The following is a 15,182-nucleotide window of genomic DNA, read 5'->3' as shown; positions in this document are numbered from 1 at the left end:
ATAAACGGCCCATCCTCGCGTAAAGCTGCGCTGGGGAAAAGGCTGGCCATCTGGCGACCGCCGGTCAGAGCAGCGGCAGCGTGACCGGTGCCAGATGATTGTCTTCCACCCGCACCTCCAATTCGCCCTCGCCGAGCCTGGCCTTGAGGCGCTGGCCAGGTTGCGTCTGGCTGGCGCTGCGGATCGCCTGGCCGCGCTCGTCGAGCAGAATGCTGTAGCCGCGGCTGAGTGTGGCCAGCGGGCTGACCACATTGAGTGTCTGGGCGAGGCCCTGTAGCTGTTGCCGGCGGCCTTTCAGATTGGCCTGCATCGCCCGCGGCAGACGCGAGGAAAGATGCTCGAGGCGCTGGCGCAACAGATTCAGCGAACGCCCCGGGTGTTGCGCGGCCAGGCGTGTTTCCAGGCGGGCCAGACGCTCCCGGGCGCTGCACAGGCGGCGGTCAACGGCGCGCAGCAGGCGCTGCTCGAGGTCGTCGATGCGCTGGGCCTGCTGCTGCAGCCGTTCGCCGGGGTGGCGCAGGCGACGGGTCAGGCCTTCCAGTCGCATGGCGTCACGGTGCAGACGATCACGCATGCGCAGCACCAGACGCTGTTGCAGCCCGCTCAGCCGGTGTTGCAGGTCGGCGCTGCTGGGTGCCAGCAGCTCGGCAGCCGCGGATGGCGTTGGCGCGCGGACGTCGGCGACGAAGTCGGCGATCGAGACATCGGTTTCGTGGCCCACGGCGCTGACAATCGGCGTGACACAGGCATCCACCGCGCGCGCCACCGCTTCTTCGTTGAAGCACCAGAGGTCCTCCAGCGAACCGCCGCCGCGAGCCAGGATCAGCGCATCGAAGCCCTGGGCATCGGCCAGCTGCAGTGCGCGGACGATCTGCCCGGTGGCTTCGCGACCTTGCACGGCGGTGGGGATCAGCGTCAGCTCGACTTGCGGCGCGCGACGTTTGAACACCGAGATGATGTCGCGGATCACCGCGCCGGTCGGCGAGCTGACGATGCCAATGCGTCGCGGGTGGGCGGGCAGGGCGGCCTTGCGTTCGGCAGCGAACAGACCTTCGGCGTTGAGCTTTTCCTTGAGCGCCTCGAAGGCCAGGCGCAAAGCGCCGTCACCGGCCGGCTCCAGCGTATCGAGAATCAGCTGGTAGTCGCCGCGTCCCTCGAACAGCGAGACCTTGCCGCGTACCCGCACCGCCAGGCCGTCGCGCAGGGCCTGGCGAACCCGCGCCGCGTTCTGCCGGAACAGCGCACAGCGCACCTGGGCGTTCTTGTCCTTGAGGGTGAAATAGATGTGGCCGGAAGCCGGGCGGGCGAGGTTTGAAATCTCGCCTTCGACCCAGACCTGGGCGAACACGTCCTCGAGCAACAGGCGGGCGCGACCGTTGAGCTGACTGACGGTCAGCACTTCGCGATCGAGATTGAGACGCTGGAAAGGATCTTTGAGCATGGCGGCGATGATAAGCCGGGCGCGGCCAGGCGGAAACCGAATCTGCTTCGCCTCCGTCCAGCGGGCCTTGACCGGCCAATGGGTGGCGCTAAGCTGCGCGGCCTTTCTTCATCTCCCGTTCCGAGCCGCCATGAGCCACAGTCAAGCGATCATCGTGCCGCGCATTTCCACATTCCCAGCGCACGAAGCCAAGGCGCGGATGATTCTGCGCTGGCTGGCCGAGCGGCGCATTGTCGAGGCGCTGCCGACCACCTGCGGTCGCGGTGTTGGCGGCATGGGCTACGCTATCGCTTCCGGCGCGCGCAGTGTCGTGCAGCATCCGGAACGCTTGCCTTTTGGCGAAGCCATCAACGGCCTTGAAGTGGTGACCAAGCGCTGCATCTACACGCCAACACGGGATTTCGCCGAGGAGGCAGGCTGCCCCGAATGCCGTCGCGAGATTGGCGAGGCGTTGTTTGAAAGCCTCGACGAGTGGATGCCTAAGCAGACCGACAATTTCACCTGTCCGGAATGTGGCTTCGAAGACGACATCAACGGCTTCCTGTTCATTCCGGCGTGCGGCTTTTCCAATCTCGGCTTTATCTTCAATGGCTGGGGCGAGGCCGGCCTTCGCCAGTCGTTTCTCGATGAATTCGCCGAACGCCTGGGCTTCAAGGTGGCGCTGGTGATTGATCGGACGTGACCGCTCGGTCATTTCGGCGATGCCGCGCATTTCGCCGTGCGCGACGCGCCTCACATCCGCATTGAGCGTGAAGGGGTGCGTGGGTATAATGCCGCGCTTCCTTTTTCCCGCCTGGGAGCCCCCGCCATGCTGCGTATCAGCCAAGAAGCCCTGACTTTCGATGATGTTCTCCTGATCCCGGGATATTCCGAGGTTTTGCCGAAGGATGTCAGCCTGAAGACCCGTCTGACCCGCGAAATCGAGCTGAACATTCCGCTGGTTTCCGCGGCCATGGACACCGTCACCGAAGCGCGCCTGGCCATTGCCATGGCTCAGGAAGGCGGCATCGGCATCATCCACAAGAACATGAGCATCGAGCAGCAGGCTGCCGAGGTGCGCAAGGTCAAGCGTCACGAGACCGCCATCGTTCACGATCCGGTCACCGTCACGCCGGAAACCAAGATCAGCGAGCTGCTGCGCAAGGCGCATGAACTGGGCTTCTCCGGCTTTCCGGTAGTGTCCGGCAAGGAGCTGGTCGGCATCGTCACCGGTCGAGACCTGCGCTTCACACCCAATGCCGGCGACTCCGTCGCAGCGATCATGACGCCCAAGGACAAGCTGGTCACCGTGCTCGAAGGCACCGCCCTGGAAGAAATCAAGACCGAGCTCTACAAGCACCGCATCGAGAAGATGCTCGTGGTAGACGGCAATTTCCACCTGCGCGGCCTGGTGACCTTCCGCGACATCGAGAAAGCCAAGACCTACCCGCTGGCCTCCAAGGACAGCCAGGGTCGTCTGCGCGTCGGCGCAGCGGTCGGTACCGGCGCCGATACCGGTGAGCGCGTCGAAGCGCTGGCCGCTGCCGGTGTCGACGTGGTGGTGGTCGACACCGCTCACGGTCATTCCCGCGGCGTGATCGACCGCGTGCGCTGGGTGAAGGAGAATTTCCCGCAGGTGCAGGTGATCGGCGGCAACATCGCCACCGCCGAAGCCGCGCTGGACCTGGTCAAGGCCGGCGCCGACGCGGTCAAGGTTGGTATCGGCCCGGGCTCGATCTGCACCACCCGTATCGTTGCCGGCGTCGGCGTACCGCAGATCTCTGCCATCGCCAACGTCTCCGCCGCGCTGGAAGGCACCGGCGTGCCGATGATCGCCGACGGTGGCATCCGCTTCTCCGGTGACCTGTCCAAGGCCATCGTCGCCGGCGCCAACGCGGTGATGATGGGTTCGATGTTCGCCGGTACCGAAGAAGCGCCGGGCGAGATCGAGCTGTTCCAGGGCCGTTCCTACAAGGCTTACCGCGGCATGGGTTCGCTGGGAGCCATGTCCCAGGCGCAGGGCTCCTCGGATCGCTACTTCCAGGATTCCGCCGCCGGTGCCGAGAAGCTGGTGCCGGAAGGTATCGAAGGCCGCGTACCGTACAAGGGCTCGCTGGCGGCGATCATCCATCAGCTGATGGGCGGCCTGCGTGCTTCCATGGGCTATACCGGCAGCGCCACCGTCGACGAGATGCGCAGCAAGCCGCAGTTCGTGCGCATCACCGGTGCCGGCATGGCCGAGTCGCACGTGCATGACGTGCAGATCACCAAGGAAGCCCCGAATTACCGAGTGGGTTGATCCGCTCAGCTAGACAGGCGCCGGAAGCTGGCAGCGGGAGCGGGGAGAAATCCTGGCTTCGGCTTCCAGCTTCCGGCTTTCAGCTTCAGGCTCTTTCCGAAGGAAAGCTCATGGCTCACCAAGACATTCACGCCCACCGCATCCTGATCCTCGACTTCGGTTCCCAGTACACCCAGCTGATCGCCCGCCGCGTGCGCGAGATCGGCGTGTATTGCGAGCTGCATCCGTGGGACATGAGCGAGGACGACATCCGTGCCTTCGCGCCACGCGGCATCATTCTCGCCGGCGGCCCGGAGTCGGTTCACGAGGCAGGCAGCCCGCGCGCGCCGCAGGCCGTGTTCGATCTCGGTGTGCCGCTGTTCGGCATCTGCTACGGCATGCAGACCATGTCCGAGCAGCTGGGTGGCAAGGTGCAGGGCTCCGACGTTCGCGAGTTCGGCTATGCCCGCGTCGATCTAGTCGGCAAGTCGAAGCTGTTCGACGGCATCGAAGACCACATGGATGACGACGGTGTGTTCGGCCTCGACGTCTGGATGAGCCACGGCGACAAGGTGACCACGCTGCCGGAAGGTTTCCATATCCTCGCCAGCACGCCGAGCTGCCCGATCGCAGCCATGGGTGACGACGACCGCCGTTACTACGGCGTGCAGTTCCATCCGGAAGTGACCCACACCCGCCAGGGCGGCCGCATCCTTTCCCGTTTCATTCTCGAAATCTGTGGCTGCGAAGCGCTGTGGACGCCGTCCAACATCGTCGAAGACGCCATCGCCCAGGTGCGCGCTCAGGTCGGTGATGCCAACGTGCTGCTCGGCCTTTCCGGCGGTGTCGATTCGTCGGTGGTCGCGGCGCTGCTGCACAAGGCGATCGGCGACCAGCTGACCTGCGTGTTCGTCGACAACGGCCTGCTGCGCCTGCACGAGGGTGACCAGGTGATGGCCATGTTCGCCGAGAACATGGGCGTCAAGGTGATTCGCGCCGACGCCGAGGCACAGTTCCTCGGTAACCTCGAGGGCGAGGCCGATCCAGAGAAGAAGCGCAAGATCATCGGTCGTACCTTTATCGACGTGTTCGATGCAGAAGCCAGTAAGCTGGACAACATTCAGTTCCTCGCCCAGGGCACCATCTACCCCGACGTGATCGAGTCGGCCGGCGCCAAGAGCGGCAAGGCCCATGTGATCAAGTCGCACCACAACGTCGGCGGCCTGCCGGAGGAAATGAACCTCAAGCTGGTCGAGCCGCTGCGTGAACTGTTCAAGGACGAGGTGCGCAAGATCGGCCTGGAACTCGGCCTGCCCTACGACATGGTCTACCGTCACCCGTTCCCGGGCCCGGGTCTGGGTGTGCGTATCCTCGGCGAAGTGAAGAAGGAATACGCCGACCTGCTGCGTCGCGCAGATCACATCTTCATCGAAGAGCTGCGCAACTTCGACTGGTACCACAAGACCAGCCAGGCCTTCGTGGTGTTCCAGCCGGTGAAATCGGTCGGTGTGGTCGGCGACGGCCGCCGCTACGCCTGGGTCGTCGCGCTGCGCGCGGTGGAAACCATCGACTTCATGACCGCACGTTGGGCGCACCTGCCTTATGAGTTGCTGGAAAAGGTGTCCAACCGCATCATCAACGAAATCGAAGGCATCTCCCGCGTGACCTACGATGTGTCGAGCAAGCCGCCGGCCACCATCGAGTGGGAGTGAAATCAGGTCCTTCGGGGACTATCGGTACCTATCGATAAGATGCTGTAACGTGTTGATTTAAAAGAAAACATGTTACGACATCTATCGGTGACTATCGCCAGGCAGCAGAATGGTTTGGCGGTAGCGGTGACGGTAGGAGCCGGAGGTCGGATTAAGACCCTCCCGTTTACTATCGAGACCAAACCGGTCTTTGACGGTAAATCTCTACTTGGGAAAGCTTCTGCTACGCGGCTTTCCCGGCATCAGCAGGTCTCCTGGCCCTTGACGGTAAAAGCCGTTATGAACAGGAGGAAAAACCTCGATGCTGACCGACACTGCACTCCGCAATCTCAAGCCCAAAGCCAAGCCCTACAAGGCTTCCGACCGCGATGGCATGTACGTGACGGTATCGCCTACCGGTACCGTCACCTTTCGCTACGATTACCGTCTCAACGGACGGCGGGAAACGCTGACCATCGGGCGGTATGGCTCGGCGGGTATTTCGTTGGCCATGGCTCGCGAAAAGTTGCTCGATGCCAAGCGCATGGTCGCCCAGGGAAGCTCCCCCTCCCTGGAGAAGCAGAGGGCCAAGCGACGCCTGACTGCTGCTAAGACGTTCGGCGAGATGCTGAAGAGCTGGCTGGTCGATGCGCGCATGGCCGACAGTACGCGGGCAATGCGTAAGAGCATCATCGACCGCGACATTCTGCCGGTCTTCGAGAACCGGCTCCTGACCGAAGTCACTCCTGACGACCTGCGGGCACTCTGTACCAAGGTAAAAGCTCGCGGTGCCCCGGCCACGGCCGTCCACATTCGTGACATCGTGAAGCAGGTGTATGCGTTCGCGACCCTGCATGGGGAGAAAGTCGACAATCCGGCCAACGATGTGAAGGCGGCCTCGATTGCCACCTTTGTGCCGAAGGACCGGGCGTTGACTCCAACGGAGATACGTCTGGCTTTCCATCAGTTGGAATCCATCGCGGCGTACCCCACCATCAGGCTGGCCTTGCGACTGGTGCTGCTGACCCTGGTGCGCAAGAGCGAGTTGATCGAGGCGACCTGGGATGAGGTGGACTTTGAAAGCGCCACCTGGACGATCTCGAAGCAGCGGATGAAGGGGCGTAATCCGCACGTGGTCTACCTATCTCGCCAGTCCCTAGACATTTTCGTGGCACTGCACACCTGTGCTGGTGGCTCCAAGTTCGTGCTGCCATCGCGCTATGAGATTTATCGCTGCATGTCGCACGCAACGTTGAACCGGATCACGCAACTCATCGCGTCCCGTGCCAAGGAGGCGGGACTGCCGCTGGAGCCATTCACGGTTCACGACCTGCGCAGGACGGGCTCTACGTTGCTTAACGAAGTAGGCTTCAATGGCGACTGGATCGAGAAATGCCTGGCGCACGAGGATGGGCGTTCTTCGCGTTCGGTCTACAACAAGGCCGAGTACGCTGAGCAGCGGCGCCACATGCTGCAGGAGTGGGCGGATATGGTTGATGCCTGGATCGATGGTCGCACTCATGTGCCGAAGCTGTTGCCGGACAATGTGGCCGTGCCGGTGCTGAGTGCTGCGGTTTAAAGGAATGGCGAGGTTGTCAGTTGACAACCTCGCTAGTCATGCCAATACTGGAGATCACTGATGGCCCGTCCCTCTCATCCGAAGAAAGAGGTCGAGGTAGTACTGAGGCACGCCGAAGAGCAGGGCTGGCGCGTAGAAGTAGGTGGCAGCCACGCCTGGGGGCGGATCTACTGTCCGTACAACGATGAGGAGTGTCGCTGCGGCGAGTTCTGCATCACCAGCGTATGGAGCACGCCGAAGAGCCCTAGCAATCACGCACGCGCCTTGGGGCGTGTCGTGGACAACTGCACCACGCACCGTAAGCAGCAAGAGGCCGCTGACGGTGCAGAGGAGTAACGCGATGGAATATACCTTTACTCTGAAGTACCAGCTTGCCGACGAGGATCGTGACCCGGATGCATTGGTCGAACGCCTTGGCGAGGCCGGTTGCGACGATGCCCTAGTCGGCATCGGCCAGCCGGGGCGGCTGGCGCTGGAGTTTACCCGCGAAGCGGAAAGCGCAGATGCGGCTGTGCGCAGTGCGTTGGCCGACGTGCGCAGTGCCATACCGTCGGCCAAACTGATTGAGGTAGCCCCGGATCTGGTCGGTCTGACCGACGTGGCAGAGATGGTCGGCGTGTCGCGGCAGAACATGCGCAAGCTCATGCTGGCCCACCCAAGCAGCTTCCCAGCACCTGTTCATGAGGGCAGTGCGTCGATCTGGCACTTGGCGGACGTATTGGCCTGGCTGCAGGCCAAGGGCAGCTACTCGCTTGCCAGGGACGTTCAGGACGTAGCGCGTGTGGCTTTGCAGGTCAACGTGGCCAAAGAAGGTCGGCGATTATCGCGCTCGACTTCCGAGGAGCTGGAAGCCCTTGTTGGATGAGGGCGTCGCCGGCCTCATTCCTGATCTGAACCCGTCCGGACAGGGCGGGTTTTTCTTAGGCGGACATCCGGCCTGCTGATGTTCGTGCGAGGTGCCTGCTTGCGCTCCTCAATCCACGCTTCGACCTCGGCCAAGTCCCACACTACGCAACGCGGTGTCAGGTTGAAGCGACGGGGGAACTCTCCACGGCGTTCCATTTCGTAGATCGTCGTTTCGGACAGGGGGATGATCTGTCTCAGCTCATGTCGGCGAATGGTGCGCCGGAAAGGCAAGGGGCTGCGCTTCGGGAACTGTGGTAACGCGTCATAGGCTTCTGTACCTGGCATGGAAAGAGACTGAATGCTCTCGGTACTTAGTGCGCTGGATGGGTGCGATAGATGTTCCATCTCGAGCTCCACGAGTCTGGCTGGCCGGGAACATGGTGAGGTTCAGTGCCTATTGAGACAACCTGCAGCAGCGTAGTGGAGCGAAAGCGCGCAAGCGATGCCTACCAATCAGTTACTGCTGCTCACCCCAGACTGCAGCTGGCCCTACGATCAGACTGATAGCTAATCGACATCAGCTTTGTTTCTGGGTAGGGTAACACTCCGTCACCTATGCCCATCGTCTCCGCAACGCTAGTAATGGAATACAGGCCGTATGACGCAGCACATTATCGACCGCGACGCATCCGACAAAACAAAAGGGTTCAGACTGCAAAAGATTCGAGCCATTAAGCATATGCTCGATGAAATTGAGAGCCCCAGAAACGTTATGTTCTATGCGTCAATCGAAGTTCAAGAAGACGTCTCTATTGTTAAAATTGGTGATCAAGAAACCTCGACGTATTTCGAGGAAGATAAAAATTATGATGAAGACACAAACTTTACGCTATTTTCCGGTGCAGTACTAAATACATTAGTCAGCTTTTCAGATATTTATTTTTCAAAATGGCAGGAAAGTGATGGTGTTGTATTTGGCTTCTACACAACTGCAGGCATAGGAAAGGAGCGAAAGGCATCACTTCAGAATGGAACAATACTGACCCTTCCAGACAGCCCTATTTTAAAGCTTCTAAAAGATAAAGAGGAGCTATCTGAATCAGTCCTGAGTGCTATTAAATATGCGCTACTTGAAGAATATGAGAAGCAGTATGAAAAAGTGGTCGGTCACGGTAATCTTGAAAATCTGAAATCCCTCTCTCTTGAGGAGCTTTCCGTATTTTTGTCAAAAATACAGTGGTGTTTCGGTCAGGAAAACGAGATCGCCCTTAAAGATAGTGTAATCGCTTTAATAAAAAATAGCTCACTGCAAAATATTCAAACCGAAAAGAAAGAAGAGTTCATATTTTCGCTTCTGATGGAACGCTTAGATGAACGTCAAAATCTTCCAAACTTAGTCGATCGATTTATCTATAGATCAGACGTAAAACTGATTTTTAAAGAGGTTGAGTCTGAATCGTTAGATATAAACACTGATCCGGCTTGGCTTGAGTTGAAGAAACAGCAGGCCAGGATCACGGATAAAAGGAACCTGGAAGACAAGATTCGTGCAGTTTGCCCTGATTATGACGTCCAAAAGGCTGGCCGGTACGCGCGAATGGCGAGTTTATCTAAGCATGAAGAAAGTGAAAGCAATCGAAGTTTTAAATCCCTAAAATATCGCGTGTTTGAAGCTTGTGATCAATACTATAGTGAAGAGCCGTTGATTGAAGTGCCGGTTAGAATTGAAGAAATAAAGGCTGTAGTAAATTCAATAAAAACCATAGCTGAGGAAAACGTTAAACAATTAAAAAGCGATTACACTTATGCGGTTTCTAATGGCGTGACGATTGAGCGGATAATTTTCAATTTGTATGATGAGTGCTTTGCCTCTTTTGATAAAGGGGTAAGTAATGACTGAGGCAGTAAAGAAGAGGATTATGTTTGCATCGGTGGATGATTTTTATTTTCTGACCTATGCAATTTTAATAGCGCTGGATGCTCTAGGTTGCAGGAAGGATAGATATTTAAAGGACTATAGAAAACTTGGCTTTCTTATCGAGTTTACTACTGATGAGAGATTGCTGAGTATTTTGGAATATCCTACGCAAAAAGCTCTGAATCGCGTCGATAGGGAGCATCTGTTTAAGAGTTATACAAGCGGGCTTGGTCGGAGAAGCGAAGTTCTGAAGATACTTTTTCGGCTTGAAAAATCGGGTTTGGTTATCCTGCGAAAAGGGGACGCGCATTCACTGGTTGATGTCTCTCTATCGAGTGATGTTCCCGATGGATTCTTTGATAAAGCGATTTTCACTCAAGAATATTCAAATGCAAGCAGGCTGAGTGTCGCAGTCAAACAACTCACTCGGCTAACCTTGAGCACGGCTCTTAGCAAGATTTATCAGGTTCGAGGGATCAAGATGTGGGATATTTAAGGATAAATAAGCTTAACTATAAAGGAAATCTATATCACTACGAGTCTCCAGTATTTGATCAGAATATTGTTCTGGTGGAGGGAGATAACGGGACTGGGAAAACTACTTTTTGTAACCTGATTTATTATGCGTTAGGTGGTAGGGTCGCAGAGTTCTTAAAGGATGAGAAGGAGCGGCACAAGGAGATCACTGGTGATCGAGACAACTTTGTGGAGTTGTACATTAGTATCAATGATGAAAATTATCAAATAATTCGGTTTATAGATGATAATGATGTCACCATTACTCCATATCAAGTGATAAAGCCCGGCCCGAAAGATGAAGAAGGAGAGGGGAGTCAAGGTGCTGACGACGAGTTTAGAGTTGAACTGGAGGCCAAGTTTTTAAAGATTCTTCCAGTAAATAGATCGCCGGCAAATCCTGAAACTTATTCGGACTGGCTCCTGGGCAACCTCGGAATCTCTGTTGTAGATATTTATCAGGGTATAGGGTCATTCAAGATAAATTCTTCCGACCTGTTTCGGTTGATTTATTTGGATCAGCAATCTGACACAAAGCAAATTTACAAGAAAATAGACAAGAAAGATAATTTCGTATCTGACTCGGTAATTCTTCGTCGTGCAATATTTGAATTGCTCGTGGGTAAGTCATTTTCCGAATACTACGACGCTATTATCAATACCAAATTTCTTGAAAAACAAAAAAATGTCGCCAATGGACTTTTGCAGGAGTACAAGCGGCTTGCTAGTGAGCTAAGCGGTAGCGATGCTCCGCGAAATATGACCTTCTTGGTGTCAGAATTGGCCGAAAAAGAAGTCCAGTTGGAAAAGCTGCATGGGGCAAGGTCTAAGTTTAAGCGGAACAGATCTTCAGACTCCACACTTGAAGCTACTATAACTAGTACTAAAGAAAAGCTTATGCAAAAACAGCTTGAGCTTAGCGAAAAGAAAGAGGAGTTAATTTATCTCCTAGATGAAAAATATAAGCTTTCGACAATAAAAGAAAATGCGACAAGAGAGATCGGCCAAGTCGTAAAAATTATTCACTCACATGATCAGTTGAACTTATTTTCGTCCGACAGTTGTCCGTACTGCTTGAATAAAGTCGATCGAGCGGCTGGTCATTGTGTGTGTGGCTCTGAGATTGATGAAGTGCAATATGAGCGATTCTCTTATACCTCACTTGAGTATAAGAATATCTTGAAGTCTAAGATGAAGTCGCTTGAAACCATTGATTTAGCGGTTTCCGATTGCAATGCTGACATACTGGCAGTTAAGCAGGAGATCTCATCGTTTGAATCTGAGCTGCCTCTTCTAAATAAAAATCTCCAAACGCAGCTTTCAGGTATCGATGAGCCTATAGATCTCGAAACGATTAATTCTATAGATGACAAAATACTTGATTTACGAGAGGACCTTGGGAAGCTTCATCAGCTCATAGATGTTGAGTCAAGGCTTGATGGATTCCAGAAGGATTTTGATAATAAAAGAACTGAATTTCAGAAATCTGAACTCGACCTAAAGAGACTCGATGCCCAAACAAAAATAGATATCAATGATAAGGTTAATTATTTTAGTGATATCTATAAAAAGCTGATGACCGAGACCTTGGCTGAGTGCCGGACGGCAAGAATTAGCAGTGATTCATACTTGCCTATTCTTGATGAGGGGGAATACAAAGAGCATAGTTCCAGTGTTTCAATGCGACTTATGTATTATCTGACTCTTCTTCAAATGTCTCTAGATGACCTGGAAATGCCATTTCCTAGGTTTCTGCTCATTGATACACCAGAAACAGCAGGGATCGAGCTTGATAAGCTTAAAACCTGTCTTGGTAAAATCGAAGAGATCAGGCGGGACTCGAAGGTTGATTTTCAAGTAATACTAACAACTGGCTTGAAGAAATATCCAAGCGAGCTTGAAAAGTATAGGGTGATTTATTTCCCCAACAAAAAGCAAGCATTGCTCAAACCATGGTAGGCGCTATTTTAGAGCATACATGGCTAAGGGCGACTCAGAAAATTATGGTTCGCTAGCTTTGGGTGGCAGTTTCAGCGGCTCCGAGGAGAGCCGCTGAAGTTTTATTTAATTTTCTTCGAGGTTATTTGCATAGAGGTCACCCATGGCCTCGTACTTTTCTTTGATGATATCAATGGGCGGATTCTTTGCCACAAGGTGCGTCTTGTTGAACAACGCTGGAAAGAACTCTCTGGCTAAGTCTGGTAGCACTATTGCGGTCGAAAACCACAAATGCTGCCAGGCTATGAGTTCTCTTTCCGTTTCGATAGCAAAAACGGGAGACGGCTGAAGTTTGCGGAGTTTTCGTGCTTGTTCCCGGCCATCAATTGGGCGCGGCACGCGAACTTCATTGCCTGTCTTATCCCAGCCTATCCAGTAGCTGTAATGACCAACTCCGCCCACAGGTAGGACAGTCAGTTGCACGTAAGCTTTGTTGCGGAGCGGCAAGCGCACTTGGCAAACCCGCTGCATCAGGCGCATTGTGCTTTTATGAAGGCGGTCTTTTGCGGGCTCGTTCTTCAAAGTGTCGAGCAGATGGTTCCAGTTTTGGTAGCCCAAGTGCTTTGCTTTGAGCTCCAGCTGACGACAGCGGGAAAGGTCGTCGGGCACGCTGTCCAGCTCCATGGCTCGAACCGCGTTAGTTACACATTCGAAATCGAACATCACAAATTTCCTCGACAAAATGCAGCCTTTAAAGCTTTCGCTTTGCTGAGCATGCTGCTTGCCGGGCTGGCCACAAGGGAAATATGGGCTTCGATTTGAGCTGGTTTTCCTCGAGGCAGCAAGGCGGAGACCAGAACCGTTTTCGATCCTAGCAGTGGCCTTATAACGGATCAATATCTTCGTGCTGCCTGTTCTTCTGGTAGACCGTGCCAATTGGACGAGTGTTCATCCTTCGCCGATGAGCTTTATCCCTTCATTCTGTTTGACTTGAAGTTGCGAGTTCGTGTGTTCGCTATTCGCTAGTGTGTCCCGGCGTTCCGCCGTCGGGCTCGCGGACTGCGCCCCACGCCTCGTGCCGAGTCGCGGCCATTCGGCTTTGATCCCTGACACCTCCGGCCCTTGTGGGCCTGCGCGCTCCGCTTGCCGATCCGTGGCGTGGGTGGAGTGGGGGCGGTCTTGCTGTTCCCTTCACCGTATCACGGCGTTCTCGCTGTCAAGGGCTGCGCGCGCGTTGCGCGCTGGCGTCCTGTGGCCGTCGTGGACCCCTGACAGCTTGCGCTGCGCCGTGCTGGCACCGGTTCCGGGCAATTCCGCCCGTGCAACCGGAGCACGACCATGTCGCAATTTTCCTTTTTCACGTTCGATTCCATGCTGCTGGTGCGTGACGCGCAGGGGCGCTACCTGCCCGCGTCTGTGGACGAGATCCTGAACGTGGCGCGCCAGGTGATCGACCAGAAATACCAGCGCGGGGCGCTGTTCACCGCGCCGGAGCTGGTCAAGGACTACCTGCGCACCAAACTGGTTGGATTCGAGCACGAGGTGTTCGCGGCACTGTTCCTCGACAGTCAGCATCGGCTGCTTGAATACGTGGAGTTGTTCCGTGGCACCATCGACCAGGCTTCGGTGTATCCGCGCGAAGTGGTGAAGGAGGCATTGCGAGTCAACGCAGCGGCGGTGATCTTCTCGCACAACCATCCGAGCGGAAATCCAGAGCCAAGCCAGGCGGACAAGGTGCTGACCCAGCGCCTCAAGGAGGCCCTGGCGCTGGTGGAGGTGCGCGCGCTGGATCACATCATCGTGGGCGGCGAGGACACTGTTTCATTCGCAGAGCAGGGATTGCTCTAGCTGCAGGGGGCTTCGGCCCCCTTTTTGCTGCACCGCCGAATGCGGCCAGAACAGCATCACATGTCGCCATTGCGCTCGCGCTGGCGAAGCCGTTTCACATAGGCGCTGTCCGCCAGCTCGTCCGGCACCAGGTCCAACGCGCAGTTCGCCAATGAGGCCAACGTACCATCGGTGAGCCGGAAGCCTTCGGGAAGCTGTCCATGGTGGTGCGCGCTGTTCTCCTCGATGGCGGCGAACAGTGTCTTGAAGAAGTCGGCCCGAGAGGGACGCGTCGCGGCCGTCGCAGCCAGGGTCAGCGGATCTGTGGCTTCCAGAGTGGCATTTTCTGCGTCCGTCGACACCGCGCGGACAAGCTGATCCAGCGAGGGCCAGTATTTCAGGTCGAACTGGCCGCAGAGGGTGTCCAGGCGTTCTTTCACGTAGGCATTGAACAGAGAGTGGTTCCCGGCTGCCGCCTCGATCACATCGCAGACGTGATAGTGGGTGTGGCTGCTGAAACCGGAGGTTTCATGCAGTCGGGAGCGCTGTTCCAGTAGCTGCGCCAAGTCTTCGGCTTTTCGCGCGATCTGACGGTTGGTTTCGACTAGTTCGTCCCGTTGGGTGCGGGACTTGGCGATCCTTTCCGGGCTCCAAAAAGCTGCGGTACTCAGCAAAAGGCCTAGAAATACCCTGAGTGCCGGTGGCTGCGGGGACAACTTTTCGTGCAGTTCGCCGTAGGCCTGTTTCATCTCGAGGCTGCGAGCGAGCAGGCGATCGATGACGGCATTCTCGCTACGCAGGATGTCGCGCTCGGTGTTGTAGCGCTTTTCGTCGATCAGGATGTTTTCGCAGGCTTGCTGCGGGCTGGTGGTCTGTACGGTGCGCATGTGTCGTCCCTTATGTTGAAGGTGCTTTGCAGCCTATTTGACCCAGGCGGGCGTGTCGGTACCCCAGGCCACATTGCTCGACCGGCTCTCAGGTACTTCCTGTTGTTTGGGCATCCCCGGCCAGTGGCCGGGCGCGCTGTCGTGCTGTGCAGCGAGCCTCGCTGCGAGAGTCTCGCCCCCTTGGGCTTCCATCGTTCCCTCGCTGTGCTCGGCTGATGCCTACGGCCCGGCTTCGTGAATCTGGGCCTGCGCGCTGCGCTTGCGTGGAGTCTGCGACAACGT

14 protein-coding genes are annotated in these 15,182 nt (G+C 56.2%); 10 read left to right on the top strand and 4 right to left on the bottom strand.

The genetic code is table 11. The features are described 5' to 3' along the window. Window positions 1-64: 64 nt before the first annotated feature. Window positions 65-1,441, bottom strand: a complete 1,377-nt coding sequence (xseA, locus tag F753_RS43945; protein ID WP_023446529.1) for an exodeoxyribonuclease VII large subunit — start codon at window positions 1,439-1,441, stop codon at window positions 65-67. Between the two features lie 130 nt (window positions 1,442-1,571). Here xseA and F753_RS43940 point away from each other — a divergent pair, with 130 nt between their 5' ends. The 6 genes from F753_RS43940 to F753_RS43915 all read left to right on the top strand — a co-directional run bounded on the left by F753_RS43940 (window position 1,572) and on the right by F753_RS43915 (window position 7,833). Further along, window positions 1,572-2,123: a hypothetical protein gene (locus F753_RS43940; RefSeq protein WP_023446528.1), complete on the top strand. Its 552-nt coding sequence runs from the start codon at window positions 1,572-1,574 to the stop codon at window positions 2,121-2,123. A 126-nt stretch (window positions 2,124-2,249) separates the two neighbouring features. Beyond that, window positions 2,250-3,719 carry an IMP dehydrogenase gene (gene guaB, locus F753_RS43935; protein ID WP_014819490.1) on the top strand — a complete coding sequence of 490 codons (1,470 nt, stop codon included), beginning with the start codon at window positions 2,250-2,252 and terminating at the stop codon, window positions 3,717-3,719. A gap of 110 nt (window positions 3,720-3,829) precedes the next feature. Continuing rightward, the gene (gene guaA / locus F753_RS43930; protein WP_023446527.1) at window positions 3,830-5,410 is read left to right on the top strand and encodes a glutamine-hydrolyzing GMP synthase; all 1,581 of its coding nucleotides are present in this window, start codon (window positions 3,830-3,832) and stop codon (window positions 5,408-5,410) included. A 301-nt stretch (window positions 5,411-5,711) separates the two neighbouring features. Beyond that, window positions 5,712-6,968: a tyrosine-type recombinase/integrase gene (locus F753_RS43925; protein ID WP_023446526.1), complete on the top strand. Its 1,257-nt coding sequence runs from the start codon at window positions 5,712-5,714 to the stop codon at window positions 6,966-6,968. A 60-nt stretch (window positions 6,969-7,028) separates the two neighbouring features. Then, window positions 7,029-7,304 (top strand): hypothetical protein, encoded by a 276-nt coding sequence (locus tag F753_RS43920; protein ID WP_023446525.1) that lies wholly within the window; start codon window positions 7,029-7,031, stop codon window positions 7,302-7,304. Between the two features lie 4 nt (window positions 7,305-7,308). After that, the gene (locus tag F753_RS43915; protein WP_023446524.1) at window positions 7,309-7,833 is read left to right on the top strand and encodes a helix-turn-helix transcriptional regulator; all 525 of its coding nucleotides are present in this window, start codon (window positions 7,309-7,311) and stop codon (window positions 7,831-7,833) included. 14 nt (window positions 7,834-7,847) lie between these two features. Here the strand turns inward: F753_RS43915 and F753_RS43910 are convergent, their stop codons facing one another. Then, the gene (locus F753_RS43910; RefSeq protein ID WP_023446523.1) at window positions 7,848-8,219 is read right to left on the bottom strand and encodes a helix-turn-helix transcriptional regulator; all 372 of its coding nucleotides are present in this window, start codon (window positions 8,217-8,219) and stop codon (window positions 7,848-7,850) included. A gap of 253 nt (window positions 8,220-8,472) precedes the next feature. Here F753_RS43910 and F753_RS43905 point away from each other — a divergent pair, with 253 nt between their 5' ends. Genes F753_RS43905 through F753_RS43895 form a run of 3 tightly spaced genes read left to right on the top strand, consistent with a single transcriptional unit; the run spans window position 8,473 to window position 12,207 of the window. After that, a complete protein-coding gene (locus F753_RS43905) occupies window positions 8,473-9,714 on the top strand; it encodes a hypothetical protein (protein WP_023446522.1) in 1,242 nt (413 codons plus the stop codon). Beyond that, window positions 9,707-10,228, top strand: coding sequence for a hypothetical protein (locus tag F753_RS43900; RefSeq protein ID WP_023446521.1), 522 nt, complete (start codon window positions 9,707-9,709; stop codon window positions 10,226-10,228). The genes F753_RS43905 and F753_RS43900 overlap by 8 nt, the downstream gene beginning before the upstream one ends. Then, a complete protein-coding gene (locus F753_RS43895; RefSeq protein ID WP_031298209.1) occupies window positions 10,216-12,207 on the top strand; it encodes an SMC family protein in 1,992 nt (663 codons plus the stop codon). The genes F753_RS43900 and F753_RS43895 overlap by 13 nt, the downstream gene beginning before the upstream one ends. A gap of 105 nt (window positions 12,208-12,312) precedes the next feature. On the opposite strand, the gene F753_RS43890 is transcribed toward F753_RS43895, so the two are convergent. Next, window positions 12,313-12,909: a hypothetical protein gene (locus F753_RS43890; protein ID WP_023446519.1), complete on the bottom strand. Its 597-nt coding sequence runs from the start codon at window positions 12,907-12,909 to the stop codon at window positions 12,313-12,315. Between the two features lie 615 nt (window positions 12,910-13,524). Here F753_RS43890 and radC point away from each other — a divergent pair. Beyond that, complete coding sequence (gene radC / locus F753_RS43885; protein ID WP_023446518.1) at window positions 13,525-14,034, top strand: RadC family protein; 510 nt, start codon at window positions 13,525-13,527, stop codon at window positions 14,032-14,034. Between the two features lie 56 nt (window positions 14,035-14,090). Here the strand turns inward: radC and F753_RS43880 are convergent, their stop codons facing one another. After that, window positions 14,091-14,900 (bottom strand): hypothetical protein, encoded by an 810-nt coding sequence (locus tag F753_RS43880; protein WP_023446517.1) that lies wholly within the window; start codon window positions 14,898-14,900, stop codon window positions 14,091-14,093. Between the last annotated feature and the right edge of the window lie 282 nt (window positions 14,901-15,182).

The organism is Stutzerimonas chloritidismutans AW-1, from assembly GCF_000495915.1.
GTDB classification, from domain to species: Bacteria; Pseudomonadota; Gammaproteobacteria; order Pseudomonadales; family Pseudomonadaceae; genus Stutzerimonas; species Stutzerimonas chloritidismutans.
The sequence above is the reverse complement of the archived record's forward strand: the minus strand, read 5'-3'. Positions and strand labels throughout refer to the sequence as shown.